The following is a 25,873-nucleotide window of genomic DNA, read 5'->3' as shown; positions in this document are numbered from 1 at the left end:
TCACGTGTTAAAAAAATCCTACAACTCTTTGCCTATTATCTCCGCCAGCATCTTGATAGCTGCTTCATTGCGCTTGTAGTAGGTCCACTGACCGATGCGCCGGACTTCGACCAGGCCCACTCGTTGCAGCGTCGCAAGATAATCGGACACGGTCGACTGCGAAAGCCCGACGCCTTCCTGAATGCTGCTGACGCAGACCCCCACCGTATGAACGTCACCTTCATCCTGCGGCGGAAAGTGCTTGGCGGGATCCTTCAGGCCTTTCAGGATTTCGAGTCGTGTACGGTTCGAGAGCGCTTTAAATATTTCGAGTAATTCCATGCGCCGATGATATCGACATTTCTCGATATGTCAATCCATCCCTCTCCTCCCCGTCACCTATCGAGGCGATAGCCCCATCTCTAATCTTCACAAGCAGTGCCCCAGATTGGGCTACGAGGTGGTTGGTGTGGACTCGGAGTTAATAAGGCGGTGTGTAAGCCGTGATGGTCTACCGCTAACCCGAAGTGCCCCGTGACTTGATAGCCGCCTACAGGATGCGCTGCTCATAAGTCACCTGGTCGTCGGCAACGGCTGGAATTCGCCGCGCTCCAGGTTTTGCACCCGGTTGCCCATGGCGTCCGTTGCATTGAGATCCGCGCCTTTGGCTACCAGTGATTCAAGAATATCTTTGCGGTGGAACAGCGCCGCGTACATGGCGGCCGTCTGACCAGCGTTATTGCGTTGATCGGGCGCGCAGTCAGCGGCGACCAGTTGCCGAGCGATGCTGAGTTCGCCTTTGAAAATCGCCCCCATCAATGCCGTGTTGCCCCTTAGATCTTTGGCGCAGGGATCCGCACCAGCGTTTAGCAGTCGGTTTACGGTAGGTTGTTGGCCGTGGTAAGCGGCGAGAATCAGTGCGGTATAGCCTTTTTCGTCCTGAACGTTCAGATCGAACCTGGCATTGATGAACTCGTTGAGCATGTCTTGGCGGCCGTCTCGGGCGGCCTGGAAAAACAGCTCCCTAAGTTGTGCCTGGGTATCGGCGGCGTTGCGGGTCTCTGACGGGCTGGCGTGGGCCGTGCCCGCAGTGACACACAGCAGCAAGGCATAAAGTGTTCTGCGCATGTGATGTCCTCCAAATGCCCCGACCCGCCGTGCAAACGGGCCGGGGTGATCGGTCAGTCCTTCAGTGCAGCGGCCAGTTGCTTGACCTTGGCCAGATCGCCCTTGGCAACCTTGGCTACGCCGGTGCCGTATTCCGGATCTGCCTTGTAGAGGAACGACAGCATGATGTTTTTGCTTTCGGTATCGGTGGTCGCCAGCGATTCACCAAAGCTCTGAATCAGGTCCTTGCGGTCCTTCTCGCTGTAGGAACGATACAAGTCGCCCGCCTGCTTGAAGTTTTGCTCGCGCTGGGTCTTCGCCTGTTGTGTGCTGCCGGACAATGGCAGTTGGCTGTAGCGCGCCTCTTCAACCGCTGGACGCGGATTGAGTCGGCTTGGCTCGTAGTTCACGCCGGTCGTGGTGTGCCCGGTATTGAGCGTGCCGTCCTGATTGCCGTTGTTGACCTTGACCCGAGGAGCGTTGATGGGAAGACTCAGCACGTTAGTGCCCACGCGATAGAGCTGCGTGTCAGCGTAGGAAAATACCCGGCCTTGCAGCAGGCGATCTTCCGAAGGCTCAATACCCGGCACGACGTTGGCGGGTGCCATGGCGACCTGCTCGGTTTCCTGGAAGAAGTTGCCCACGTTCTTGTTCAAGACCATCTGGCCGATTTTGCGCTCGGGAATACCTGGCCAGATTTTGGTGGCGTCCAGCGGGTCAAAGTCGAACTTTGCCAAGTCGTCAGGCTTGACCACCTGAACGTACAGGTCCCACTTGGGAAACTCGCCCTTATTGATGGCAGCAACCAGATCGTTGGTCAGGTGACTGTAATCCTTGGACTGCACTTCAGCCACCTGCTTTGGATCGAGGTTTTTCAGGCCCTGCAGGCTTTTCCAGTGAAACTTCACATAGTTGACTTCGCCCTTGGCGTTCACCAGTTTGTAGGCGTGCACGCCGTTGCCGTCCATGGTGCGATAGCTGGCTGGTGTGCCTTCGTTGGAGTACAGCAAAGTCAACGTGCGCGTGGCTTCCGGGACGTGGGAGAAGAAGTCGAAACGTCGCGAATCGTCATCCAGGTTGGTGCGCGGGTCAGGCTTGAAAGCGTGGACCATGTCCGGGAACTTGATCGCGTCGCGGATGAAAAACGTCGGGAAGTTATTACCGACCAGGTCCCAATTGCCGTCTGCAGTGTAGAACTTGGTGGCAAAGCCGCGGGGGTCACGCAGGGTTTCAGGGGAGTGGTTGCCGTGGACGACGGCTGAAAATCGCACGAATACCGGGGTGTGCTCGCCTTTGCGGAAGACCTTGGCCTTGCTCAGATCAGAGGCGTCGTCGGAAGCAACAAATTCGCCATGCACGCCAGTACCGCGCGCATGCACTACACGTTCCGGAATGCGTTCACGATCAAAGCGCTGGAGTTTTTGCAGCAATTGCACATCTTGCAACAGGATCGGGCCGGTTGGGCCTGCGGTCTGGGAGTTCTGGTTATCGCCGACGGCGGCGCCGTTGTCGCGGGTCAGGGTGTCTGCATAAGCTGCAGAACTGACTATCAGGCTTGCGCCAATCAGGCTGGCAGCAATTGGGGAGCGGGGTAAATACATCTCGGTCTCTCTCTGTTTTTGGTTGTTCTGAGAGTTCAAGCCTAGGGTTCAAGCACGCCATTGCTGAATTATTTCTGACTATGTGTTTGATAAATTAACAAATATTGACGAACGCCCAGCCTGCAAGTCCCGGAAGTCGGTCAGAGGAGTGCAGGCTGTAGCTGAAGTGACGCGCCCACGATGCCTGCACCAAAGACGACGACCCCTTTGCCATGACCATTCCCCATACCGACCTCCCGGCTGTCGATGTTCCGAAGGTACGCCAGCTGGATGATTTCAGGACATGGCAACCTGATAGTTCAGGGCTCTGTTGGAATGCCTGCTTCTCCCTCCTTTACAACCAAAACCCTTTATGCGGTTCGCTAGCCTCCTCTTCCAGCATCGGCCCCAACACACTGACCTTGCGCTGGCCCTTGGCAAACACTTCCCTGCACGGCAAGGCAAACGTCGGGTTCTCCGGATGGTCCCCCGTCAGTCCCAATAATGCATGTTCTGACAATGCGTAAACGACTCGGCCGATCCCGGTCCAATACACCGCGCCGGCACACATGCAGCAGGGCTCGGCGCTGGTGTACAGCGTGCACAGTTCGAGCTCTTCAGGAGATAACCGTTTGGCAGCGGCAGCCGCTGCGACCAGTTCGGCGTGCTGCGTAGGATCGCCCTCCGGCGGCATCGAATTGTTCCCCGCTTCGACAATCACCTTGCCGTTGCGGTCAGCCACCAATGCCGCGAACGGATGTCGGCCGCGCTCTTTCGATGCCTGCGACAACGCGATGGTCTGGCGCAGCAACGCCAGATCCTGATCGCTGACGCCGGCCGGAATGAGTTGAGTGAATTGATTCATGGGATAACTCCTGGGCAGTGGAAAAACAACAAATCAATCGGCCAGTTCAGCCGATGAGGCGCCGACGTTGTTGTCGGTCGATATTTTTTTATTGTTGAGCAGTACGTTGAGCAAAATGGCGGTGATTGCACCGAGAAAAATCCCGCTGTCCAGCACCAGTTTCAGCGTGGGAGCGAGGTGTTCGAACAATGCTGGAAAGGACATCGGCAGCACGCCGACACTGACCGAGACCGCGACGATGATGCCGTTGCGCGTGCCTTCGAATTGCACGCGCGACAGTTCCTGAATGCCGGCCACCGTGGTCATGCCGAACATCACGATCGCGCAACCACCCAAAACCGGAGTGGGCACCGCCGCGATCAATGCGCCGAGCTTTGGGAACAACCCCATCAGCACCATGATTGCCCCGGCAGCGGCCACGACGAAGCGGCTTTTGACGTTGGAGAGCGCAATCAAACCGGTGTTTTGAGTAAACGCGTTGTACGGAAAACTGTTGAAAAAGCCTCCGAGCATGGTCGACAGACCGTCAGCGCGGAAGGCATTGCCGAGGGTTTGTTGGGTGGTCGGCTTGCCGGTTAGTTTGCCGATGGCCAGGCAGTTGCCGGTGGTCTCGGCCATGATCACCAGCATCGCCAGGGTCATGATCAGAATCGGCACCAGAGAAAATTCCGGCGCACCGAATGCCATCGGCGCGCTCAGTTCAAACCACGCCGCTTCACTCACCCGACTGAATTGAGTCATGCCACAGGCGGCGGCGATCAAGCTGCCGACGAACAATCCGATGAGCACACTGAGGTTACCGAGAAAGCCTCTGCACTTGGCGTAGACCACCAGCGTGACACTGACCGTGGCCAGGCCCAGCAACAGATTGGCGGGGCTGCCGAAATCTGCCGCGTCAGGGTTGCCGCCGCCCAGCCAGATCGCGGCGGCCGGCATCAGTGAGATACCGATGATGGTGATCAGACTGCCAATCACCACCGGCGGAAAGAATCGCAGCAGGCGGCTGAACACCGGCGCCAGTGCGATGGTAATAAAGCCAGCGGCAATCACTGCACCGAAGATCTGACTAAGCCCGAACTCCTTGCCGATCATGATCATCGGCGCCAGCGCAATGAACGAGCAGCCCTGAATCAGCGGCAAACGCGCGCCGAATTTCCAGAAGCCTATCGCTTGAATCAACGTCGCCACGCCGGACGTCAGCAGGTTGGCATTGATCAGCAAAACGATCTGCGCCGAGGTCAGCCCCATCGCACTGCCCAGAATCAGCGGCACAGCCACCGCCCCCGCGTACATCACCAGCACATGCTGCAAGCCGAACGTGAACAACTGCCGCAGGGGCAAGATTTCGTCCACCGGATGAATGCGTTGTGTATTCATTTCACAAGCTCCTGAAGGTGCGGCGTAGGGTGTGATCGCGGGCATGCTCAGGGGCTCGGTAAGGAAAGCCGCCCCGAAGATGGACTGACGCGAGGCCATAGTTGAGCGTTTTAAGCGATGAAACAAATTGGCAACCATCGCTTTTTTCGATGGAGCAGACGCGGCACACTCAAGAATTCTTCATTCGCTGCGGGAGTACACCGATTGCGCTTCTCACTCGATCAACTGTTGATGTTCGTTCAAGTGGTCAAAAGCGGATCGTTCTCCGCCGCCGGCCGCAAACTGGGCAAGACGCAATCGACCATCAGCGCCGCGATTGCCAACCTCGAGACGGACCTGGGCGTCGATTTGTTCGATCGCACCAACCGCAGCCCTGCCCTTACCGGCAGCGGGCAGAAATTGCTGATCCAGGCCGAAGCGGTGCTGGAACGCTGCATGACGTTCGAGGCACACGCTGAATGCCTGTCGGAAAACGTCGAACCCAGCCTGACGCTGGCCATTGAAACGCCTTACGGGCCGATCATGCCGGTGCTTCAGGCCTTCGAGCAGGCGTTCCCCTTCGTCGACCTGATCATCCGCCATCCGGTGCACGGCGACGTCAGTGAACTGGTGAGCAGCGGCGAGGCGGTGCTCGGCGTGGCGTTTTCACAACCGGGCTATCTCAAGGAGCTGGCGTTCCAGCAACTGGGCAAATTGATCATGCTGCACGTCTGTCACCCCGACCATCCGCTGGCGCAACTCGACACCGTCACGTTCGATGACCTGCACGTGCATCGACGCCTGGCCTTCAGCGCCCATGCGAGCAAATTGCCCAGCAGCGAGTACTTGCGTTCGACTCAGTTGTGGCAAGCGGAAAGCTACCTGGCATTGCTGGAAATGGTCCGCGCTGCGCTCGGCTGGGCCACCCTGCCCCGGCAACTGATCCAGCGTGACTTGGCCAAAGGCGAACTGGTGGAACTGCAACTCTGCGCTTACCCGCACACCGACTGGCAAATCGGCGTCGACCTTTTATGGTCGCGCCAACGGCCCTTGGGCAAGGCTGAGCGCTGGCTGAAGGAAAAATTGCAGGGCAATAAAGTGTATGAGCTGGATCGAAATGGTCAGATCACTACGCTGTAGCGATGCTGTTTGAAGAGGTCGCGCGATCAGCACCACCTCACATTCATAAAACCGTAACAAGAATGTTGCAAAGTTCGGGAGCCCGTTATCACATGGAACTCCTTCGATGAAAAGTTTGATGAAGTCTGCAGCGCTGGCCATTACGGTTTCTCTTTGTGCCACCTCAGTGTCTTTTGCCGCAGAAAGCGTTCGCCTGACTGGCTCCGGCGCGAGTTTTCCGGCCCCGATCTACCTGACCTGGTTCAAGGATTTCAGCAAGAAAACCGCTGGCGTCACCGTGGATTACCAATCCAAGGGCAGCGGCGCGGGTGTGCAGGACTTCCTGAACAAAACCGTCGATTTCGCCGCCAGTGACTCGGCGATGAAAGACGAAGACATCGCCAAGGTGGCCGAAGGCGCGCAACTGCTGCCAATGACGGCGGGCGAGATTGTCCTGGCCTACAACCTGCCAGGCAGCCCTAAAGGGCTGAAACTGCCGCGCGATGTTTACTCCAACATCTTCCTTGGCAAGATCACTAAATGGAACGACCCGCAGATCGTCGCGGCCAACCCGGAGCTGAAGCTGCCTGACATGCCGATCACGGTTGTAGTGCGTGCAGACTCCAGCGGTACTACTGCGGTATTCACCAAGCACGTTGCGGCCATCAATCCAGAGTTCAAAACTGCGCTGGGTGAAGGCAACACCGTCAACTGGCCAGCCAGCGACAAATTCATCAAATCGCCGAAAAACGATGGTGTGACCGCCACCGTTCGCCAGACCCCGGGCGCGATCGGCTACATCGAGTACGGCTTTGCAAAACTGGCCAAGGTTGACTTCGCCCAGCTGCAGAACAAGGCCGGCCAATACGTTGTGCCTAACGCAGAAAGCGGTGCCGAGGCTCTGGCCGCGGTGAAGATGCCGGAAAGCCTGGTGGCCTGGTTGCCGGATCCGGACGGCGCCAAGTCGTACCCGATCACTTCCTACACCTGGATGATCTTCCGCAAGAAGAACGAAGACCCGGCCAAGGCCAAAGCCATGCGCGAGATGGTTGAGTACAGCCTGACCGAAGGTCAGAAAATCGCCGACTCGATGGGCTACATCCCTCTGCCGCCGTCGGTTGTCGACCAGGTTCGCAAAGCTTCCGCCAACATCCAGTAACGCTCGTGAGGCCGCTCTCGGTGTGGGCTGTCAGCCCCGCCGGGAGAGTTCCCCCCCTTGTTCCGGAATTAGCCCATGAACCAACCTTTTGTCGTACCGGTTAACCCGGACTCCGCCTGCCAACCACCCTCTACGAAGGATTTCATGGTTGACCGCACCTTCCGTGCGCTTGCGCGAATTGGTGTGATACTGATTCTGGCGGTGGTATTTGCCCTGGTGTTCGAGGTGGGACGCAAGGCACTTCCAGGCATGGAAAAGCACGGTTTTGACGTGCTGTTCGGCAGCGTCTGGGACGTTAACCAAGGCAAGTACGGCATTCTGCCGGCCATATGGGGCACGCTCTACAGCGCGTTCATCGCGCTGCTGATCGCGGGCTTTTTTGGCGTCAGCATGGCGATATTCCTGACTCAGGATTTCCTGCCCGCGAAACTGGCAGCCGTCTTTCGCACCATCGTTGAATTACTCGCGGCAATCCCCAGCGTCGTTTATGGGCTGTGGGGGATTTACGTAGTGATCCCGGCCATTCGGCCGCTGACCACCTGGTTGAACACTGAACTGGGCTGGATCCCGTTTTTCGGCACGTCCTTGAGCGGTCCGGGTTTACTCCCGGCCGCGCTGGTACTGGCCATCATGATTCTGCCGACCATCGCCGCCGTTTCCCAGGACGCCCTCACCGGCGTACCGATGAAAACCAAACAGGCCGCGTATGGCATGGGCACCACCCACTGGGAAGCGATTCTCAAGGTCATGGTGCCTTCCGCTGCCACCGGCATCTTCGGCTCCCTGGTCCTGGGCCTCGGCCGAGCACTGGGTGAAACCATGGCCCTGGCCATGCTCGTCGGCAACGCGAACAACATTTCGCTTTCTCTGTTTGCTCCGGCCAACACGCTGGCGGCCCTGCTGGCGCTGAACTTCCCCGAAGCCGGCCCCAACGAAATCGAAGTGTTGATGTACGCCGCGCTGGTGCTGATGGTGATCACGCTGCTGGTGAACATCCTCGGTTCCATGATCATGGTTTATGCCCAACGTGGTACCAAATAATGACTAACCTCACCTCCCCTATCACCGCCATGCCAAGCCTGCAGCGCAAGTTCGAAGGCCGCGCCCTGCGCAGCCTGGTGCTGACCACGCTGGTCTGGGCTGGCGCTCTGTTAGCCAGCGTGCCGCTGATTTCCGTGCTCTACATGCTGATCACGCGCGGCGGAGCTCGCCTGAGCATGGAAGTTTTCACCCAACTGCCACCGACCGGATTCGAGACGGGCGGCGGTTTCGGTAACGCGATGGCGGGTACCTTTGTGATGGTCGGCATCGCCGCAGCCATCGCGGTGCCGGTCGGCATCATGGCGGCGATCTTCCTGGCCGAACTCGGGCCGGACAGCAAACTCGCGAACGCCTCACGCTTTGCCGCCAAGATGCTCACGGGCCTGCCGTCGATTCTCGCCGGGGTTTTTGCCTACGCGCTGGTGGTGATGACGACCGGTACCTACTCGGCACCGGCGGGTGGCGTTGCACTCGCGGTACTGATGCTGCCGATCGTCGTGCTCACCGCTGAAGAGTCGATGAGGATGGTGCCCAAGGTCATGAAGGACGCCGCCTACGGCATGGGCTGCACCCGCTCGCAGGTGATCTGGAAAATCGTTCTGCCTACCGGCATGCCGGCCATCCTGACCGGCGTCATGCTGGCCGTGGCACGCGCCGCAGGCGAAACCGCACCTCTGCTGTTTACCGCGCTGTTCAGCAATTACTGGATCTTCCACGAAGGCAGCCTTGAAGTCATGAATCCGACGGCATCGCTCGCCGTGCTGATTTACAACTTCTCCGGTATGCCGTTCGACAACCAGCTCGAGCTCGCATGGGCGGCCTCGCTGGTGTTGGTGATGATCGTATTGGTCGTGAACATTGTCAGCCGTATTTTCGGCAAGCCCAAGTATTGATAACGGGAGCACCTGAATCTTGAACGTATCATCTGCGCAAATAGCCGCTCCGTTTGTCACCCAGGAACCTGTGGTCATGGACTGCAAGCTGGACAAGATTTTCTACGGCAATTTCCTGGCGGTCCGTGACAGCCACGTGCCGATCGAAAAAAACAAGATCACCGGCTTCATCGGTCCGTCGGGCTGCGGCAAAAGCACCGTGCTGCGCAGCCTCAACCGCATGAATGACCTGGTCAAAGGCTTTCGCTTCGAGGGCCATGTGCATTTCCTCGGCCAGGACGTTTATGGCAAGGGTGTAGATCCCGTGGTCGTGCGCCGCTACATCGGCATGGTGTTCCAACAGCCGAATCCGTTCTCGATGAGCATCTTCGACAACGTCGCCTTCGGCCTGCGCCTCAATCGCTACAAAGGCGATCTGGGCGACCGCGTCAAGCACGCTCTGCAAGGCGCCGCGCTGTGGGATGAGGTCAAGGACAAGCTCAAGGTCAGCGGCCTGTCCCTGTCCGGCGGCCAGCAACAACGGCTGTGTATCGCCCGCGCCATCGCGACCGAGCCAGAAGTGCTGCTGCTGGATGAGCCCTGCTCGGCACTCGACCCGATCGCCACCCGCCGGGTCGAGGAATTGATGGTCGAGTTGAAAAAGGATTACACCATCGCCCTGGTCACGCACAACATGCAACAAGCCATCCGCGTCGCTGACACGACGGCCTTTTTCTCGGTGGATATTTCCCAGGGCACGCGCACTGGTTATCTGGTCGAGATGGGCCCGACCGCGCAGATTTTCGACAACCCGCGTGAACAAATGACCGGCGATTACATCAGCGGCAAGTTCAGCTGATCAACGCATATCCGCTCAGGGCCGCATGCCGCCAGGCAGGCTCTGGCGGACATACGGTCGCATTACCTTCGTACCCAGCGTTATTCAGGAAAGCCAATGTCTGCAACACGTCGTCTTGATTTGCCAGCGATTGAACGCGCATTGCGTGAGGTGCAGAGCCGTTTTGCAGCGCTCAGCCAGCACTTTACCGAGCCGCGTGATCCCCTGACCGACGAGGTGCTACACAATATGCTGGAAGGTTATGCGCTGGTTGACGACTATGTCGCACGTGGCGTCGACCTGTTTGACCTGCAGCAACTCAACCTGATGCTGGAGATCAATGCCACCGTGCTGTGCGGGCGAGACCCGGCGCGCCGACTGGAATATGCTCAGCATCTGGTGGCCACCGAGGAGCACTTCTTCAACAACGTTGAGGGCGGGGTGAAAGACTTGTACAACTGGTACTGCGCGTATCACAGCGAATCCGTCTGGAAGCGTGCGGCCGGCGTCTATGTACGAATCCTTAGCAAGCCGCAACTGTTCATCGAAGGCAATAATCGCAGTGGCTCGCTCATCGTCAGCTACTTGCTCATGCGCGCAGGTTTGCCGCCGTTCGTGTTGAGCCTGGAGAACGCCGAGGGCTATTTCAACCCTTCATCGGTGATACGCAACTCCGCCAAGCACGGGGTCAAGGCGCTATACGAGCTGCCCAAGATCAAGAAAAAATATGCACATTTCCTGGAAGAACAGGCACCTGACCCGATGAAGTTTTTTCTCAAAGATGAGCCCTTCGCTGCTTATCAAGGAGGCCATTGATGAACGACTCTTCAGTGTTCGCCAAATTCCAGACCTCGCTCAGCCGTGCCGGCGAAGCCGTTCAGCGCGCCCTGCTGAGGCGCCAGGCACCGCGCGTACGCATTTCGTTTGATATCGATGACACGCTGGCCTGCCAACTGGACCACTGCGACGTCGAGCCAAGCCGACTGCCAGCCTTTGTTCACCGTTTGCTGGGTGAGCCGCTGCGTCTCGGCACCCGCTCGCTGACTCGAGAGTTACGTCGCCAGGGCTGCAGCATCTGGGTCTATACATCGTCCGGGCGAACGCCGGCTTACATCCGCCGCTGGCTGATGTTGTACGGGATCCACGTTGACGGTGTGGTCAACAGTGTTGTGCATAGCCGTGCGCTTGAGGCTCACGGGCTAGCAAACTCCCCCTCGAAATTTCCGCCAGCCTTCGATATCGACTTGCATGTCGATGATTCCGAGGGCGTTCGCAGCGAGGGCCATGATCACGGTTTTCGCGTTGTCGTCGTCGATCCGCAAGATGAACACTGGGCGCAGAAAGTCTTGAAGGCTGCCGCTGACGTTCAGGCACAGCTGGCGTGGCAGCAATCGCGCAGATACACCGGAACCGTGCAGCAACGGCCGGAAGTTTTTTCTTCCTGAGCGCAGGATGGGTCTGAGATTTTCCGGATCATTCATTTGCTGCAACACATGACTGAGAAACGTCAGACGCCCGGCCCATCATCGTAAAAAAAACGTCATATACGCGAACCACTATTGCAGACAGGCGACCCGCCGTTCTCTCGAGTGCACGCCATGACCACCCCGCTCCCTTCAGGACAGCTAGCAGACGCCGAAAATGAAGTGCACGCCGCACTCAAATCTCTGGTGGCTATGCGAAGAAAGATGGGCAGCGAAGCGTCTCCTCATTTTGACCTGTCACGCATCCATTCCAGCTATCGCGACAGCGCTGCAAACCTCCTTGACTACCTCGTCCTCAGGCGCCACGACATTCGCCCATTGCAGACTCAATTGACGGCATTGGGTTTGTCGTCACTCGGTCGATGCGAGCGCGACGTCCTCGGCTCGATAGACCGAGTGCTGCACGTGCTGGAGCGGATGACTTCACGCGGTGCGTCTTGCGGTAGCGAAGTGCAGAAAAGTCCCCCAATGCAGGCCACGAGCGCATTGGTTGAACACGGCGAGGCGCTATTCGGTAGCCACGACCACGACAGAGCCGTTCGTATCATGGTCACCATGCCGACTGAAGCCGCCATTGATTATGAGTTTGTCGAACGCCTGGTCGCGGCGGGCATGAACTGCCAACGGATCAACTGCGCGCACGATGGGCCGGAGCAATGGCTGGCGATGATCGATCACGTGCGCCGGGCCAGCCTCAAGCTACGTAAACCCTGTCAGGTGGCAATGGATCTGCCGGGGCCCAAGCTTCGTACCGGCCCTATTGCTGACGGCAAGCCAATACTCAAGATACGGCCGCAGCGCGACGAAACGGGCAACGTATTGAAATCTGCAAGACTTTATCTGACGTCAGACTCGGTTACGGCAACAGATGCCATCCAGTTGCCCGCTGACTGGCTGGAACCTATCGAGGTAGGTGACCAACTGAAATGCCGTGATGCGCGCTTTTCCAGACGCACGCTGCGAGTCATTGAAAAACAGGCTCAAGGTGTTCTGGTAGAGCTCGATAAGACGACCTATCTAATGTCTGGTCTGCAGTTGAAACTTCAGAATCCGGCCGGTCGCAAGGCCTCGGGGCGGATACTTGCTGTGCCCCCAAAGCCCCAGACCATCAAGCTGCACGAGGGCGACATTCTGACCCTGACCCTGGACCCTGATGAAGGGGCTCCGGCGACGGTTGACGAGGCAGGCAATGTGATTACGCCTGCCCACATCAGTTGCACATCGGAAGCGGTCTTTCAGGCTGCGAAACCGGGCGACCCGATATGGTTCGACGATGGAAAAATCGGCGGCGAGGTGTTATCCAAAAGCAGCCATGCGCTGCACATTGAAATTCACCATGCACCGGGCGGCGTGAAGCTCAAGGCTGACAAAGGCATCAATCTTCCGGACACCGATCTTGGTCTGAAGGCGTTGGGTATCGACGACGTCGCAGCGCTTGAATTTGCCGCCCGGCATGCCGACATCGTGCAACTTTCATTCGTTAATCAAACAGACGATGTGCTCGCACTTTTCCAGCATCTCGAACGCCTGGATGCCGAGCATTTAGGCGTGGTGTTGAAAATTGAAACCCGCCAGGGCTTCGACAATCTTCCGCAGCTACTGCTTGCCGGAATGAGGAGTCCACGGCTGGGTGTCATGATTGCTCGCGGTGACCTCGCGGTTGAAACCGGATTTGAACGCACCGCCGAGCTGCAGGAAGAAATGCTGTGCTTATGCGAGGCCGCGCATGTCCCCGTCATCTGGGCGACGCAGGTTCTTGAGTCGTTGGCCAAGACAGGAGCCCCTACCCGAGCAGAAATCACCGACGCGGCCATGGGCATCCGGGCCGAATGCGTGATGCTGAACAAAGGGCCATTCATCCTCAAGGCCGTTAATACCCTGGACGACCTGCTCAAACGCATGCAAAGCCATCATGACAAGAAACGCCCGATGTTGAGAAAGCTGCGCGTCGCAAAGCTACCGGTTCGATCAACCTAAGCCGACCGATCGACCACCGGCTCAAGCCGACTATGCTTGAGCAATGTCCTGACGGAGCCTCGAACACTGCGCTTGTCCAGGTCTTTTGTTGAGAACCAGCGACAGTCATCGATCTCGTTGCATGGGCGAGGCTTGGGCTGCCCTGCCAACGAAGCTTCGAATAAAAAGTGAGTGACCCTGCTGTCTTCATATTCGGAGATATAGGAGAGCTGATTAAAGGTCAGTCCAGTTTCCTCTACCATCTCGCGCAGGGCGGCTTGAAGAGGCGTCTCACCTTCTTCGATGCGGCCACCGGGCAAATTCCATTTCGCGTGGCGTTTGCGCACGAACAGTATTTCCTCGTCACGCCGATAGATCACCGTGGCGCGTCTTTTCAGATCCTTTTGCTTTGCTGCGGCGATCGTATGAACCATGAACGGCGCCCTCCATTTGATACCAGGTCAAGCACGAAGTAACCCGTTGACCATGGTGTGCCTTGAAGGTGTCGAATTGATGACCGTCAGTTTTTTTCTGCGGTTTTTTGGTTTTAGCGTGTGGCTGCCTGCGTGGAGGGGTGGCGTTCGACGCTGGACGATTCGAGGTCCGTTTGGGCGATGAACCTTATTAGTTCCACCCTCGTTCGAGGAAGTAGTTAGCGGTGGCCAGACCAAAGCCTGAAGCAACCGGTAATCTGTAGCGTTTTCAAAGGTAGCCTGCGGTGCAGGGGAACGAGGGGCTCTGTGACCGCGTTCGCCCTGCACTTTCAGTTAGATCGCGCCGGCGAGACGGGCGGCGAAGTCTCGATAGCTATGCAGTTCACGCCCAAGGATCGTGGTCAGGCGCTGGACATCGCCAGCCTCGGGGATCATCCCGTCGCTGACAAAACGCTCGGCCATAAGGCGCATTTCATAGGCCATCCACTTAGGCATGAAATTGGCCACGGTCTGTTCAAAGCCGCTCGGATCGTCACCCCCGTAAATGACCGGACGTGCCAGCACATCGGTCCATATCGCGGCAACATCTGAACCGGTCAGCGTATCGGGTCCTACCAGGTTGATGGTTTCAACCGGCAGCTTGCCCGGTGCCTGGTCGCGGCGCATCAGCTCAATGGCTGCCACTTCTGCGATGTCACGGGCATCGACCATAGCAATGCCCTTGCCGCCGATTGGCATCGGGTAGATGCCGTGTTCAAAGATGGCGTCCTTGACCATCACTTCATTGTCGATGAAGTAGGCCGGGCGCAGGATGGTGGCACTGAAGCCCATCTGCTTGATCATCTGTTCGGCACCGGACTTGACCGCGAAGTGCGGCACATTTACGAAGCGGTCGGCATGAATGACCGAGAGATAGACGACCCGTTCCACGCCCGTTTCTCGAGCAATGTTCAGCGCCAGCAGAGCCTGGGTGAACTCGTCCGCAGCCACCGCATTGAGCAGAAAGAAACTGGAGACATCGGTGAAGGCGCGGCGCAGCGATTCAATGTCCATCATCTCACCTTGCACCACGTCAACCTGCGGCGGAAAGTCAGCCTTGGAGGAGTCGCGGACGAGAACGCGCACGGCAGCATGACGTTTAAGGAGTTGTTCAACAACTTGGCGGCCGACTCTGCCGGTTGCGCCAGTAACGAGGATGGTCATGGTTATTCTCCGTAGGGATTTGAACGACAGCGCTAATATCGGTGTTTACAAAATGCTGCGATAGCCCTCAAATTTGCACACGGTGTTCCGCATATGGAACAGCAAATTTCGAGCGTTGAGCATGCTGCGCAGTCGGGTTAAGCGACTAGAGGTCTGTGCAACGCCCGCTGCCTCCGCCACCTCATAGGTAAACCCGTGGACCTACTCGCGCTCGCCGATTTCAATCTTGTTGCTCGTCATGGAGGGATCGGCCGCGCCGCACGTGCCAGCGGGCGACCGAAGGCGACGTTGTCGCGTCGCGTCGCAGATTTGGAGCGCAGCCTTGAGCTACGTCTGTTCGAGCGCGGGACGCGCGCACTCAAGCTCACCGAGGAAGGGCGAGCATTATTCGAAAGAACGGCAGCGTTGCTAAATGAACTGGACGAGAGCGTTGCCGCCATCGCTTCAGGTGGGGAGCGGCCACGGGGCACTCTGCGCATCAGTGCGCCTCTCTTTTTTGCCCAGGCGGCGATGGGAAAGCTCGCCGCAGGCTTTGCACTGAAATATCCGGAGGTCCGATTAGAGGTCACCACGGAGGACCGCATCGTCGACATGATTGAGGAAGGGTATGACTTGATCATTCGGGTCAATCCGGCGCCTGACGAGAGCCTTATCGGTCGCGTCTTACTGCGTGACCGACTGGTCGTCGTAGCCAGTCCTGCCTTCGTGCGTCCCGAGGGTGATGTGGCCGTACCGTCTGTGGTTCGAGGGGCAGGCGACCGAAGTCCGGTGTGGCATATCACGACGCCAGGTGGCAGGTCCCAGATAAACGTGGCAGCCGTCCTGAGCCTGTCTTCGATGTTCATGGTCCGTGATGCAGTCCGAGCAGGCGTTGGGGTCGCACGCCTTCCCGTTTCGCTGGTAGCCGGTGATCTGCTCAATGGACAGATGGTGCACTGGGGGGATGTAGAAGGGCCGGAAGTCGCGCTTTGGACGCTCTATCCATCAAGGCGGTTATTGAGCGCCCGCGTATCTGTATTTCTCGAGTACTTGAAAGAAGCTTTTCCCACGGGCAGACCAGAGGAACTGACAAGCTTTATCACAAGCTGACACACCGAACCGTAACCGACCTCAGCGAAGTTCGATCAGCATATCGAGAAAAGCGCGCACAGCAGGATTGGTGCGACGGCTCTCCGGCCAGATAGCCGTGATGTTGTCCCTCTGCACTGCGAACTCGGCCAGGATCGGGACTAACTCTTGCCGCTTCACCCTCGCAGCGGCCATGAAACTCGCGGCTATGCCTATACCCGCGCCCGCTGCCATCGCTGCCAGAATAGCCTCGCTTGCATCAACGACGACAGGCGATGACGGCACTATTTCGATTTCCTTATCGGCGATGCGAAATGGCCAGCGTAAGGTTTGACCGGAGTTTTGATAACGCAGGTTCACCGTTTCGTGCTCGGCCAGTTCATCAGGATGTCGGGGCGTGCCGCACCTGGCCAGATAGTCTGGAGAGGCATAACAACAGAGCGTGTATGGCATGAGCTTTCGGGACAAGAGCGATGAGTCCGAAAGCTCACCGATCCTTACCGCAAGATCAATGCCTTCCTCGACCAGGTCCACAATCCGGTCACTTAGCCGCAGGTCGATCAATACCTTGGGGTGGCGTTTACGAAACTCGGTGATGGCGGGCGCGATGATATGCATCCCGATGGGAAGTGACGTCGCAATCCGTAACGTGCCAGCAGGCTCGGATCGCGCTGATTTAGCTACTTGCTCGATCTCTTCTGCCTGGCGCAACAGCTGCAACACACGCTCATGAATATCGCGTCCTTCAACTGTGAGAGTCAGCGAGCGCGTGGTGCGGGTGAACAGCGACACGCCGAAATGGCGTTCCAGCCGCTGGATACTTTTACTGATCGCCGAGGGTGAAATGGACAGCGAGCGGGCCGCAGCCCGGTAGCTGCCCAGAGAGCCAGCCCGGGCGAATGCAATCATCCCGCTCAGTCGTTCGAATCCGATTGGTTCCTTCATGGCACCATTGAAACGAAATCCAACCTGATTATCAACCTCGCTGCCGCCAGTTACCTTAGATCGTCCCCCCATCGATACTAAAGAGGTTGTGATGAACGACATGATGAAAGCGGTGCAATTGCACGAATTTGGCGGCTCCGAAGTGCTGCGTTATGAGGATGCGTCCAGACCTATCGCCCAACGCGGCGAAGTGCTCGTACGTGTACGTGCAGCCAGTCTCAACCCGCCTGACTTCTATCTGCGAGACGGGTATAGGGCTTTACCACCTGAGTGGTGGCCAAATCCAACATTCCCGCTGATTTTGGGCACGGATGTATCCGGGGAAGTTGTAGCCGTTGGCGACGGAACTGGCAGCTTCAGCGTGGGCGACGAAGTCTACGCAATGGTGCGTTTCCCGAGAGATCTGATGACTGGCAGCGGCGCCTACGCCGAATACATATGCATCCATGAGACCGAGTTAGCGTTGAAACCCAGCGGCATAAACCACGTTCAGGCCGCGGGTGCGCCCATGTCGCTGCTTACCGCCTGGCAGTTTCTGATCGACCTGGGGCATGACGAGCCGAATCCATTTCAGTCGTTCCGACACGCGCCAGTCCCGCTGCGAGGCAAGACCGTGCTGGTAAATGGTGCCGGCGGTGGCGTGGGGCATCTAGCGGTGCAAGTTGCCAAATGGAAAGGCGCACGTGTGATTGCGGTCGCCTCCGGTAAGCATGAGAGCCTGCTTCGCGACCTAGGCGCTGAGTCATTCATCGATTACAAAAAGACGGCCGTTGAAGACGTCGCAAAGGATGTGGATCTGGTGATTGATGCCGTCGGTGGCGCGAATATGGAACGCTTTCTGAACGTCATCAAACCAGGCGGTGCCCTGTTTCTGGTCAACCCCATGGGTTTCTGCGGACATAAAGAAGCAACTGATCTGGGCATCACCGTTTCCTCAACGCAGGTGCGCTCCAACGGTCCCCAACTGGCAGAGGCTGGCCGCTTATTGGATGACGGCACTGTCCGCGTGGTGATCGACAGTACGTTTGCACTCGCCCAGGCGTCGGATGCGCACCACCGAGCTTCACAAAGCAGCATTCAAGGCAAAATCGTGCTTATCGTCTGAGTGACCACTGCCACCGATTTCCGAGCAATTCGGTAGTCGGGGGCCTACACCGAAAGGATGGCAAAAATGCTCATAGTGACTGGCTACCTCTACATCTCGTCCGCTCATATCGAGCGATTCCGAACCGAGTTTCAAACCCTTGCTGTCGACACACGAAAACGTAAAGGGAACATTTCCTACGACTCCGCCGTAGAAGAAAACGGCCAGAAGAAGCCGTTCGCTGACTAAAAATTTGGACCAGTTCACTGGGGTCTCACCGTCCACAGGTCATTGCTAGCTTGGTTTAAATCTGACATTTATCGACACGTCAGCAGATGTGGATTTCACGGGAATGCGCGATTTTCAGTCCGGTTTCGAGTACCCGTCGCGCTCGAAAACGTTTTTACACAGCCTCGGCCGAAAGCAGCCCTTAAATTCATAATATCTGTTCTATAAAGCTATAGGTCGTACGGGGAAATATGCCGCCCCGGATCAACGAAAAAAAAAGATCTAAGGCATCAGTTCCCCTTAAAATCTCAAGCGCCATCATTTAGCCATGCTGCGCAAGAAGTTGCGCAGCACCCCATAATAAAACACCCATCGAAAGCGCTACAGACCATACGCCACGTGGCCTGTAGCCAAGTGCGCAAGAAGTTGCGCAGTACTGCGCAACTTCTTGCGCACTTTCTCCTGATTATTCCGCTGAAAATCGCCCCGAAAGATGATCGACCACCGTGGCGACCCCGCCAGCCGGGCACTTCGCAAAACCTGGCACGCTCCTTGATAACAGTCAGGCACCCACCGGGCGATTTCGCCTCCCGGGCACTCTTATTTATTCAGCAAGGAGCACACCCATGGCTACACCAGCGTACATGTCGGTAACCGGCGAAAAACAAGGCCTGATCACTGCAGGCGCATTCACCGCCGACTCCGTTGGCAACACCTATCAGGAAGGTCACGAAGACCAGGTCATGGTTCAGGCGTTCAGCCACGACGTGATCATCCCGCGTGACCCGCAATCCGGCCAGCCAACCGGTCAGCGTGTACACAAGCCAGTCTCGATCACCAAGGTCTACGACAAGTCTTCGCCACTGCTGCAAGCCGCACTGACTTCCGGCGAGCGCATGAGCGAAATCGTTATCCAGTGGTTCCGTACTTCTGCTCAGGGTACCCAAGAGCACTACTACACCACCAAACTGGAAGACGCGATCATCGTCGCCATCAACAACAAGATGCACAACTGCCAGGACCCAGGCAACTCGCACTTCACCCACCTGGAAGAAGTGCAGTTCACCTACCGCAAAATCACCTGGACCCACGAAGTATCCGGTACTTCGGGTTCCGATGACTGGCGTTCCCCAGTCGTTTAATCGCGGCTGATCGTTACCCGCATCGGCCAGCTCTGCTGGTCGATGTCGTTTACGCCCTTTCAGAATTTTGCGTCTGCTGATTCCTTATTCAGGTCTTGGCAAACGCCGCAGTACTGCACGAGGAACAAGGGATGTTCGCGCCGGCCAATCAGACTCACTTTGCCCTGACCATTGAAGGCATTGCCCACGACTTTCAGGTGCTTGCCCTGCAAGGTCGGGAAGCCATCAGCCAGCCTTTTGTGTTCGAGGTGCAACTGGTCAGCGAAAAACCGGCCCTGGACCTCGAAACCATCCTGCACAAACCCGCCTTCTTGCAGCTATCGCCTGACGGCAGCGGCATTCATGGCCAGATCTATCGTGCGGCCCAGGGTGATGCCGGCAAACGCCTGACCCGCTATGCGGTGACCCTGCGCCCGCAACTGTCGTACCTGGCGCACCGCATCAACCAGCGCATTTTCCAGAACCTGACGGTGCCGAAAATCATCGCCAGTGTCCTCGAAGATCACGGCATTCAAGGCAATGCCTACGCCTTCAAGGTCGGGGCGGTTTATCCCGAGCGCATCTACTGCGTTCAGTACGACGAGTCAGACCTGCAGTTCATCCAGCGCCTGTGCGAGGAAGAAGGGATTCACTACCACTTCGAGCACACCACCACTGGCCACAAACTGGTGTTCGGCGATGACCAGACGGTGTTCCCGAAACTGTCCCCGGTGGCCTATCAGCAGGACTCCGGCATGGTCGCCAGCGACCCGGTGGTCAAGCGCTTCGACCTGCGCCTGGAAACCCGTACCAGCAGAACGACCCGTCGCGATTACGACTTCGAAAAACCCCGCATCACCCTCGAAAGCGAAAAGCGCGGCGACGCCCTGCCCGACCTCGAAGACTACGATTACCCCGGCAGGTTTGTGGACCGCGAGCGCGGCAAACACCTGGCCAACCGCGCCCTTGAGCGCCACCGTAGCGACTTCCAGCTGGCCGAAGGCAGAAGCGATCAGCCGATACTGGTCAGCGGCCATTTTCTCGCCCTGACTCAGCATCCAAAAGCCAAGTGGAACGATCTGTGGCTGCTGACTGAAGTGCTGCACGAAGGCAAACAGCCGCAAGTGCTGGAAGAGTCAGTCACCAGCGACACCACCGCACTTAAAGACGATTTCCATCAGGGCTACCGCAACCGCTTCCAGGCGACGCCGTGGGACGTGCCCCACCGCCCGCCCCTGACCCGGAAAAAACCGCGCATCCTTGGCAGCCAGAGCGCCGTCGTCACCGGCCCCAAAGGCGAAGAAATCCACTGCGATCAATACGGCCGCGTCAAAGTGCAGTTTCACTGGGACCGCGAAGGCCAGGCCGACGACAAAACCAGTTGCTGGCTGCGCGTCTCCTCGGCCTGGGCCGGCGCTCACTACGGCAGCATCGCCATCCCGCGCATCGGCATGGAAGTACTGGTCACCTTCCTGGAAGGCGACCCCGATCAACCTCTGGTCAGTGGTTGCCTGTTCCACAAGGAAAACGTCGTCCCCTACCCTCTGCCGGCCAACAAGACGCGCACCACCTTCAAGACCCTCAGCTCCATGGGTGGCGGCGGCTACAACGAACTGCGCATCGAAGATAAAAAAGGTCAGGAACAGATCTACCTGCACGCCCAACGTGACTGGGACGAAAACGTCGAGCACGACCAGAAAATCCGCGTTGGCAACGAACGGCACGACACCGTTGAAAAGAACAGCTACAGCGAGTTCAAGGCTGAAGAACATCACACCGTTTATGCCGATCGCAAGGTCGAGGCGCGGGCCAATGACCACCTGACTGTCGGCGTCAATCAGCACATCAAGATTGGGACTGGGCAGTTCATTGATGCGGGGCAGGAAATCCACCTGAGCAGCGGCATGAAAGTCGTGCTTGAGGCGGGGGCGGAACTGACGCTCATTGGTGGCGGTAGTTTTATCAAGATCGACGCCGGCGGCGTGACCATGAGCGGGCCGGTGATCAACATGAACTCCGGTGGTAGTCCGGGCAGTGGCACGGGCGCGGCACCGTTGTTGCCGGGGCCGTTGAAGCAGGCGGATGCGGATAAGGCTGGGCAGGTGTTGGTTCCGGTGCAGCGGCAGGCGTTGATGCAGAAGAAGCCGATTTGCGCGATCTGCGAGAAGGCCAAACTGGAGGCAAAGAATGCTTAAGTCGGAATTCCCATTGGAAAACGGTCTTCCCCAAGGTCTTCCGTGGAATGGCACGGTTGGTTTATTGCTTGATGGTGTCAGCGTTGAGAAGCTCCCACAGCACTTATATCAGTGGACAGAAAATCCTCAATTCGAGCCGCTTTATCTCGGGACACGCTGGGCAGAACTGGGCGATATTTCCCCATGCCTCGTGCTGATAAAAAACCAAAACGACCCGATCTTGGCTCAGTTCCTAAACGCCTCAAACCAGGAATGGGGTCACTTGGTGTTCAGCGATCAATCATGGGATCAACTGGTCGCACACTTTCGCTGGCTCACCAGCGTCTTGCACCCGATGGGCGAAGAAGTATTGTTGCGTATCGCGGATCCGGCCGTAACCCATGCACTGCTCGCCCACGCAGCAACCATCAAGGATCCGACCCTGTTCGGCCCATGCAAACAAATCGTTACTGCCGATGCTGCATTGGGTTGCTGGTACATAAACCAGCGGCCGAACAATTCTCCCGAGCCCGACAACAGTAAGCGCTATCGATTGACCGACGCACAACTCAGTCAACTGGATGAGGTGAACTTTCGCAACGTAGTAATGCGCCTTGATGCACACATGCAAGAATACTTTCCAAGCTATCAGGCACAGTCGACCTCACAGCAACGCTGGGAACACCTGCATGCGCTGGCGTCGACCTCCTATGATCGCGGCTTCAACACCGAACTCGATATCACCCTTTACGCCAATATTCACGGGTTCCTTGGCGAGCGGGCACTGGAAGAACACCCAGACCTCGACGCCATACTCAAAACCCCATCGGAACAAACGCCCGCTCAACGACTCCAACGGGTCGCTGATATTGCCCAGGAACGGGCTGAAACCCCGCGAAGGAGCCAAGGATGACAACGCCAACATCGACCGGCAAAAGCCCGAACAACGTTGCAAAAAGCCGGGACGACGGCAAGTGTGCCATGGGCGGTTGCTCGTTGATGAAGGCAAAAATCCAGCTCATCCCACTGCGTTACGGCCTCGTTGAACGACTCGACCCGTCAAGCGCGCTGATCATGCCGTACAAAACCACTTCTCGCCCACTAGGCATTCGATTGATGCGTAACGGCTGGCTCTATGTCATCGTCGACAAGGAGCCTGAAGCCGTTATGCACGAATACCGTATTCAGGACGGCATCGTTACGCAACTTCTGTGGGAGAAAGATGAGATCATCGCAAATAAACGCGAAAGTAATGTGGGCGAAGCCGTATTGGTCTTCCCGCGTTTGAGCAAACTTTACGTCAACTACTCCGAGGTGCAATGGACCGCCGCGAAATGCGCGCAGGTCATCAAGCACAAATCTGAACGTGAGTACTTCATGCAGAAGGTCGATCTCACCAATGCAGACCCTGAGAAAGGCGCAGCTAATCTACTGACTCCAAGTCAGGCGGAAAAGTGGATTGCGGAAGTTGCAGAGCAGCCGAGCAAAGACCCAGCAGCTACGGACGCCAAACCCGCAGAAAGCAAAGACTACCTCTGGGAGCAAGCATCGCACTTCAAAAAGACTCAACTGGGTGCGCTGAAAAAACAGGTCAAGGCAGAAAACGAGCGTGACCATCTGTATATGGTCATACAGGATGACATCGGTGTGCTGCGCGACCTCGCCGAACATCAGGATTTGGTAACTGGATGGATCAGTGACTGGAGTGATGCGGAGACAAACCAAAAGAAATATGTATTTGGTTGCTACATCGAATCCTTGTACACAGTCACCGGCGATACCATCCTGAATGCTGCGCAAGGCGATCCACGCTTTGCCAAACTCAAGGACGAAACAAGCGAAGAGCAACGGCAATCCATCATCGATTACGTCAACGTTAAAAATCAAACCCAGTATTCAGGCGCTGGTACGCATCGTGGGGCTATCGCAGCTTCAAAGTCGCGGATGCGTACGAGTCTTGGACTTTTGCATTCCAAGTACGAAGACCTGATCGAGACCATCGAAGACAACGCGGATGAATCGCTCAATGGCGCAAAAATGGGACAAGAAGGTATCAACGACCTGATTGACCGACCGGCTATGGAAGCCTTTCTTAAACAACAGCGAGCACAATTAAGCCGTTGGAATAAGCGGCTGGATCTGATAACTGAAGATCGAGTAAAATTAGTATGCGAAAAACGCTTCTATAAATCTGCCTGGTATTTTGATCCGAAACTTGCAACCCAACTCGAATCGTCTCTTGCTACTGAATACGCGTGCATTAGAGATATATGTCGCACCGACAAGGCTACCGAAGCGATTGCAGACCTAATAGAAAAAGAGCCCGGCTTTACAGTTCCAACCTTCTTTACTGCAAGTTTGACCGATCAGAAGGACCTGTTTGCGAAAATGGGCACGTTAATAAAATCGGCTCGGGATATACCCCTTTCAGCAAAGGACTTCCAAGGACTGCAAAAAATTAGTCGAGAGCTTGTAACGCTCCTGACCCAAGATCTCGCGACATCAATCAATCTAAGCAACGATGGTATAACTTTCGATCAAGCACGAAACACTGCTTATGAACCTGCCAAACAACTCCGCTTGGCGAATGCTCTAGAAGAAGCCATAGAAGGAATACGCAACGGCCGGGCAATAGACCCATCTAAAGTTCTGCGAAATATTCCCGGTTCAGCATGGATCGACGTACTAAGAACATTTGGCAAAAAAGGAATTACTCTTGAGTTTGCTTCTGCAAGCCAGCTTCATGCGTTCGAAGCTGACATGGCGAAACTCACCGAACTCCGCCAGCAGATGTCCTCGCTCAAAAACAAGATCAGGGAGACATTGGCTAACGAGCGAAAAGGTCGAGCCCCCAAGGGGAGCTATCGATCTTTGGTCGCACAGCGTAAATTTGTTCAGCAATCCGTCGCCCCGTTAGAGAAAAAAATCGCGCCTGCAATGGTTGCTGTTGGCGAAGGCCCGAGTAAAGCCAGTATAAAAATCAAAGGCCTAACCAGCGCCCAAGAAGCTGAATTCCACCGAATGGCCGAAGATCATCGCTTAAACACAGGCGATAAGGTAAGAGGACTAGGAAAAGATATATTTCAATCTGCGGGAGGCGACATTTTCGCATCAGCTGTATTTGTCGTTCAATTAATTAGCTTCGTCACTGTTTATTCAGAGTTAAGAAGAAAACCCAGCTGGGATAAAACTGATTACATTGCATTTGGCAATGCGTTCTTCTCTGCAAGCGGAGGAGGCTTTGCGGCTGCACAGGGGATATCGGCCACCACTCTAAACGTAGTCAAAAACAACTATTCAAGTGCAGCCGGCAAAGTCCAGTTGGCCGCGCGCATTGGAAAGCTCACGGGGGGTCTGGGACTAGCCGCTTACGGGTTCGGTATGGCGGCGGCAGCCACAAGCCTGTATGGGGAAAAAGGCTCTGTCGCTCGTTGGACTGAAGCCTTGAGGTCGGGAGATAGTGCAAAGCTGGCTGGTGCCAGCATGACAATCGCGGGCGATTCTGGACAGTTCGTCGTTAACGGTTGGGCAGTTGCACGAACAGGGCAATATATGTTTGAAGCGGCTTCAAATGTTAGCCAGGCAAGAGCTGTCGCTTGGGTCACAGCTGGTGGCAAACTTCTGAGCGTTGCTGCGAGAGCCAACTTGATAGGGTTAGGCTTGACGGTGTTGCAACTAGGTGGTGAGTGGATTTACAACCGAAACAATAAAACGAAGCTTGATAACTGGCTTCAGCAGGGCGCGTGGGGAAAGAAGAACCAAAATCGCGGATTCCAAGAAGATCGCATGCAATTGGCAGAGATCACTTCAACCCCTAAGGTCGGTCTGAGACAAATAAACAACAGACCTATTGCAGTGATTAGCATTCCAAATATAACGATTCGAGAGCTGGATGATGTTGGATTTGGCCTTACCGCGTATTGGTCAAGCAATCTCCAGCGCAATGACTGGGAACCTTGGACTGAAGCTTTGCTATATCAACTCAATTTACTGAGTCCACCAGACGCGCCACTCCAACTGGGGTTAGAAATTTTTGCACATGAGGCCAACGCCCAGCACGGTCTTGCCATAAAGTTGCGATACCATCCGCTCCCCGGTGTCCAAAAATACCAGGAAATAATGTTTGAAACCAAGACACTTAACGTTGGAAGCGGGAAGGAATTCTCAACAACCGGGTTTCTCAGCGCACGAAATACAACCGCTCAAGCATTCATTGTGACCACCGACACGCTGACTGTACTCGAATCATAAAAACAAGCC

The 25,873-nt window shown here is 56.5% G+C and carries 23 protein-coding genes; 15 read left to right on the top strand and 8 right to left on the bottom strand.

The features are described 5' to 3' along the window. Positions 1 to 18 precede the first annotated feature (18 nt). From ACYZTS_RS17225 to ACYZTS_RS17205, 5 genes are all read right to left on the bottom strand, one after another. Positions 19 to 321, bottom strand: coding sequence for an ArsR/SmtB family transcription factor (locus tag ACYZTS_RS17225; RefSeq protein WP_028623177.1), 303 nt, complete (start codon positions 319 to 321; stop codon positions 19 to 21). A gap of 231 nt (positions 322 to 552) precedes the next feature. Beyond that, on the bottom strand, positions 553 to 1,107 hold the full coding sequence (locus ACYZTS_RS17220; RefSeq protein ID WP_461990726.1) for an ankyrin repeat domain-containing protein: 555 nt from the start codon (positions 1,105 to 1,107) through the stop codon (positions 553 to 555). Positions 1,108 to 1,160: 53 nt separating this feature from the next. Next, positions 1,161 to 2,687, bottom strand: a complete 1,527-nt coding sequence (gene katB / locus ACYZTS_RS17215; RefSeq protein ID WP_461990724.1) for a catalase KatB — start codon at positions 2,685 to 2,687, stop codon at positions 1,161 to 1,163. 334 nt (positions 2,688 to 3,021) lie between these two features. Beyond that, positions 3,022 to 3,531, bottom strand: a complete 510-nt coding sequence (locus ACYZTS_RS17210; RefSeq protein WP_461990722.1) for a nucleoside deaminase — start codon at positions 3,529 to 3,531, stop codon at positions 3,022 to 3,024. 33 nt (positions 3,532 to 3,564) lie between these two features. Next, positions 3,565 to 4,908 (bottom strand): nucleobase:cation symporter-2 family protein, encoded by a 1,344-nt coding sequence (locus ACYZTS_RS17205; protein WP_461990720.1) that lies wholly within the window; start codon positions 4,906 to 4,908, stop codon positions 3,565 to 3,567. A 204-nt stretch (positions 4,909 to 5,112) separates the two neighbouring features. Here ACYZTS_RS17205 and ACYZTS_RS17200 point away from each other — a divergent pair, with 204 nt between their 5' ends. The 8 genes from ACYZTS_RS17200 (at position 5,113) to ACYZTS_RS17165 (ending at position 13,377) form a co-directional block, all read left to right on the top strand. Next, positions 5,113 to 6,027, top strand: a complete 915-nt coding sequence (locus ACYZTS_RS17200; protein WP_461990718.1) for a LysR family transcriptional regulator — start codon at positions 5,113 to 5,115, stop codon at positions 6,025 to 6,027. A gap of 106 nt (positions 6,028 to 6,133) precedes the next feature. Further along, complete coding sequence (gene pstS / locus ACYZTS_RS17195; protein ID WP_461990717.1) at positions 6,134 to 7,165, top strand: phosphate ABC transporter substrate-binding protein PstS; 1,032 nt, start codon at positions 6,134 to 6,136, stop codon at positions 7,163 to 7,165. Positions 7,166 to 7,240: 75 nt separating this feature from the next. Next, entirely contained in the window at positions 7,241 to 8,206 is a 966-nt protein-coding gene (gene pstC, locus ACYZTS_RS17190) for a phosphate ABC transporter permease subunit PstC (protein WP_028623167.1), read from the top strand. After that, a complete protein-coding gene (gene pstA / locus ACYZTS_RS17185) occupies positions 8,206 to 9,099 on the top strand; it encodes a phosphate ABC transporter permease PstA (protein ID WP_461990716.1) in 894 nt (297 codons plus the stop codon). Before pstC ends, pstA begins: the two co-directional genes overlap by 1 nt. 76 nt (positions 9,100 to 9,175) lie before the next feature. Next, complete coding sequence (gene pstB / locus ACYZTS_RS17180; RefSeq protein WP_050483139.1) at positions 9,176 to 9,937, top strand: phosphate ABC transporter ATP-binding protein PstB; 762 nt, start codon at positions 9,176 to 9,178, stop codon at positions 9,935 to 9,937. Positions 9,938 to 10,033: 96 nt separating this feature from the next. Continuing rightward, on the top strand, positions 10,034 to 10,732 hold the full coding sequence (locus ACYZTS_RS17175) for a hypothetical protein (protein WP_461990714.1): 699 nt from the start codon (positions 10,034 to 10,036) through the stop codon (positions 10,730 to 10,732). After that, a complete protein-coding gene (locus tag ACYZTS_RS17170) occupies positions 10,732 to 11,361 on the top strand; it encodes a hypothetical protein (protein WP_461990712.1) in 630 nt (209 codons plus the stop codon). The genes ACYZTS_RS17175 and ACYZTS_RS17170 overlap by 1 nt, the downstream gene beginning before the upstream one ends. A gap of 153 nt (positions 11,362 to 11,514) precedes the next feature. Continuing rightward, positions 11,515 to 13,377 (top strand): pyruvate kinase, encoded by a 1,863-nt coding sequence (locus tag ACYZTS_RS17165; RefSeq protein ID WP_461990710.1) that lies wholly within the window; start codon positions 11,515 to 11,517, stop codon positions 13,375 to 13,377. On the opposite strand, the gene ACYZTS_RS17160 is transcribed toward ACYZTS_RS17165, so the two are convergent. After that, positions 13,374 to 13,790, bottom strand: a complete 417-nt coding sequence (locus tag ACYZTS_RS17160; protein WP_461990708.1) for an NUDIX hydrolase — start codon at positions 13,788 to 13,790, stop codon at positions 13,374 to 13,376. The two genes, ACYZTS_RS17165 and ACYZTS_RS17160, sit on opposite strands and share 4 nt — an antisense overlap. A gap of 333 nt (positions 13,791 to 14,123) precedes the next feature. Next, positions 14,124 to 14,993: an SDR family oxidoreductase gene (locus tag ACYZTS_RS17155; RefSeq protein WP_461990706.1), complete on the bottom strand. Its 870-nt coding sequence runs from the start codon at positions 14,991 to 14,993 to the stop codon at positions 14,124 to 14,126. A gap of 195 nt (positions 14,994 to 15,188) precedes the next feature. Between ACYZTS_RS17155 and ACYZTS_RS17150 the strand changes: the two genes are divergently transcribed. After that, positions 15,189 to 16,082 carry a LysR family transcriptional regulator gene (locus ACYZTS_RS17150; RefSeq protein ID WP_028623158.1) on the top strand — a complete coding sequence of 298 codons (894 nt, stop codon included), beginning with the start codon at positions 15,189 to 15,191 and terminating at the stop codon, positions 16,080 to 16,082. A gap of 21 nt (positions 16,083 to 16,103) precedes the next feature. On the opposite strand, the gene ACYZTS_RS17145 is transcribed toward ACYZTS_RS17150, so the two are convergent. Continuing rightward, a complete protein-coding gene (locus ACYZTS_RS17145; protein WP_461990703.1) occupies positions 16,104 to 17,108 on the bottom strand; it encodes a LysR substrate-binding domain-containing protein in 1,005 nt (334 codons plus the stop codon). Here ACYZTS_RS17145 and ACYZTS_RS17140 point away from each other — a divergent pair. The 6 genes from ACYZTS_RS17140 (at position 17,098) to ACYZTS_RS17115 (ending at position 25,864) form a co-directional block, all read left to right on the top strand. After that, positions 17,098 to 18,111 carry an NADP-dependent oxidoreductase gene (locus ACYZTS_RS17140; RefSeq protein ID WP_461990702.1) on the top strand — a complete coding sequence of 338 codons (1,014 nt, stop codon included), beginning with the start codon at positions 17,098 to 17,100 and terminating at the stop codon, positions 18,109 to 18,111. The genes ACYZTS_RS17145 and ACYZTS_RS17140 overlap by 11 nt on opposite strands. A 66-nt stretch (positions 18,112 to 18,177) precedes the next feature. Beyond that, positions 18,178 to 18,339 (top strand): hypothetical protein, encoded by a 162-nt coding sequence (locus tag ACYZTS_RS17135; RefSeq protein ID WP_461990700.1) that lies wholly within the window; start codon positions 18,178 to 18,180, stop codon positions 18,337 to 18,339. A gap of 605 nt (positions 18,340 to 18,944) precedes the next feature. Next, positions 18,945 to 19,460: an Hcp family type VI secretion system effector gene (locus ACYZTS_RS17130; RefSeq protein WP_461990698.1), complete on the top strand. Its 516-nt coding sequence runs from the start codon at positions 18,945 to 18,947 to the stop codon at positions 19,458 to 19,460. A 131-nt stretch (positions 19,461 to 19,591) separates the two neighbouring features. Beyond that, on the top strand, positions 19,592 to 21,634 hold the full coding sequence (locus ACYZTS_RS17125) for a type VI secretion system Vgr family protein (RefSeq protein ID WP_461990696.1): 2,043 nt from the start codon (positions 19,592 to 19,594) through the stop codon (positions 21,632 to 21,634). Next, the gene (locus tag ACYZTS_RS17120) at positions 21,627 to 22,526 is read left to right on the top strand and encodes a DUF4123 domain-containing protein (protein WP_461990694.1); all 900 of its coding nucleotides are present in this window, start codon (positions 21,627 to 21,629) and stop codon (positions 22,524 to 22,526) included. Before ACYZTS_RS17125 ends, ACYZTS_RS17120 begins: the two co-directional genes overlap by 8 nt. Then, positions 22,523 to 25,864 (top strand): toxin VasX, encoded by a 3,342-nt coding sequence (locus ACYZTS_RS17115; protein ID WP_461990693.1) that lies wholly within the window; start codon positions 22,523 to 22,525, stop codon positions 25,862 to 25,864. Before ACYZTS_RS17120 ends, ACYZTS_RS17115 begins: the two co-directional genes overlap by 4 nt. The last annotated feature ends 9 nt before the right edge of the window (positions 25,865 to 25,873 follow it).

The organism is Pseudomonas sp. TMB3-21 (assembly GCF_054898145.1).
The sequence above is the reverse complement of the archived record's forward strand: the minus strand, read 5'-3'. Positions and strand labels throughout refer to the sequence as shown.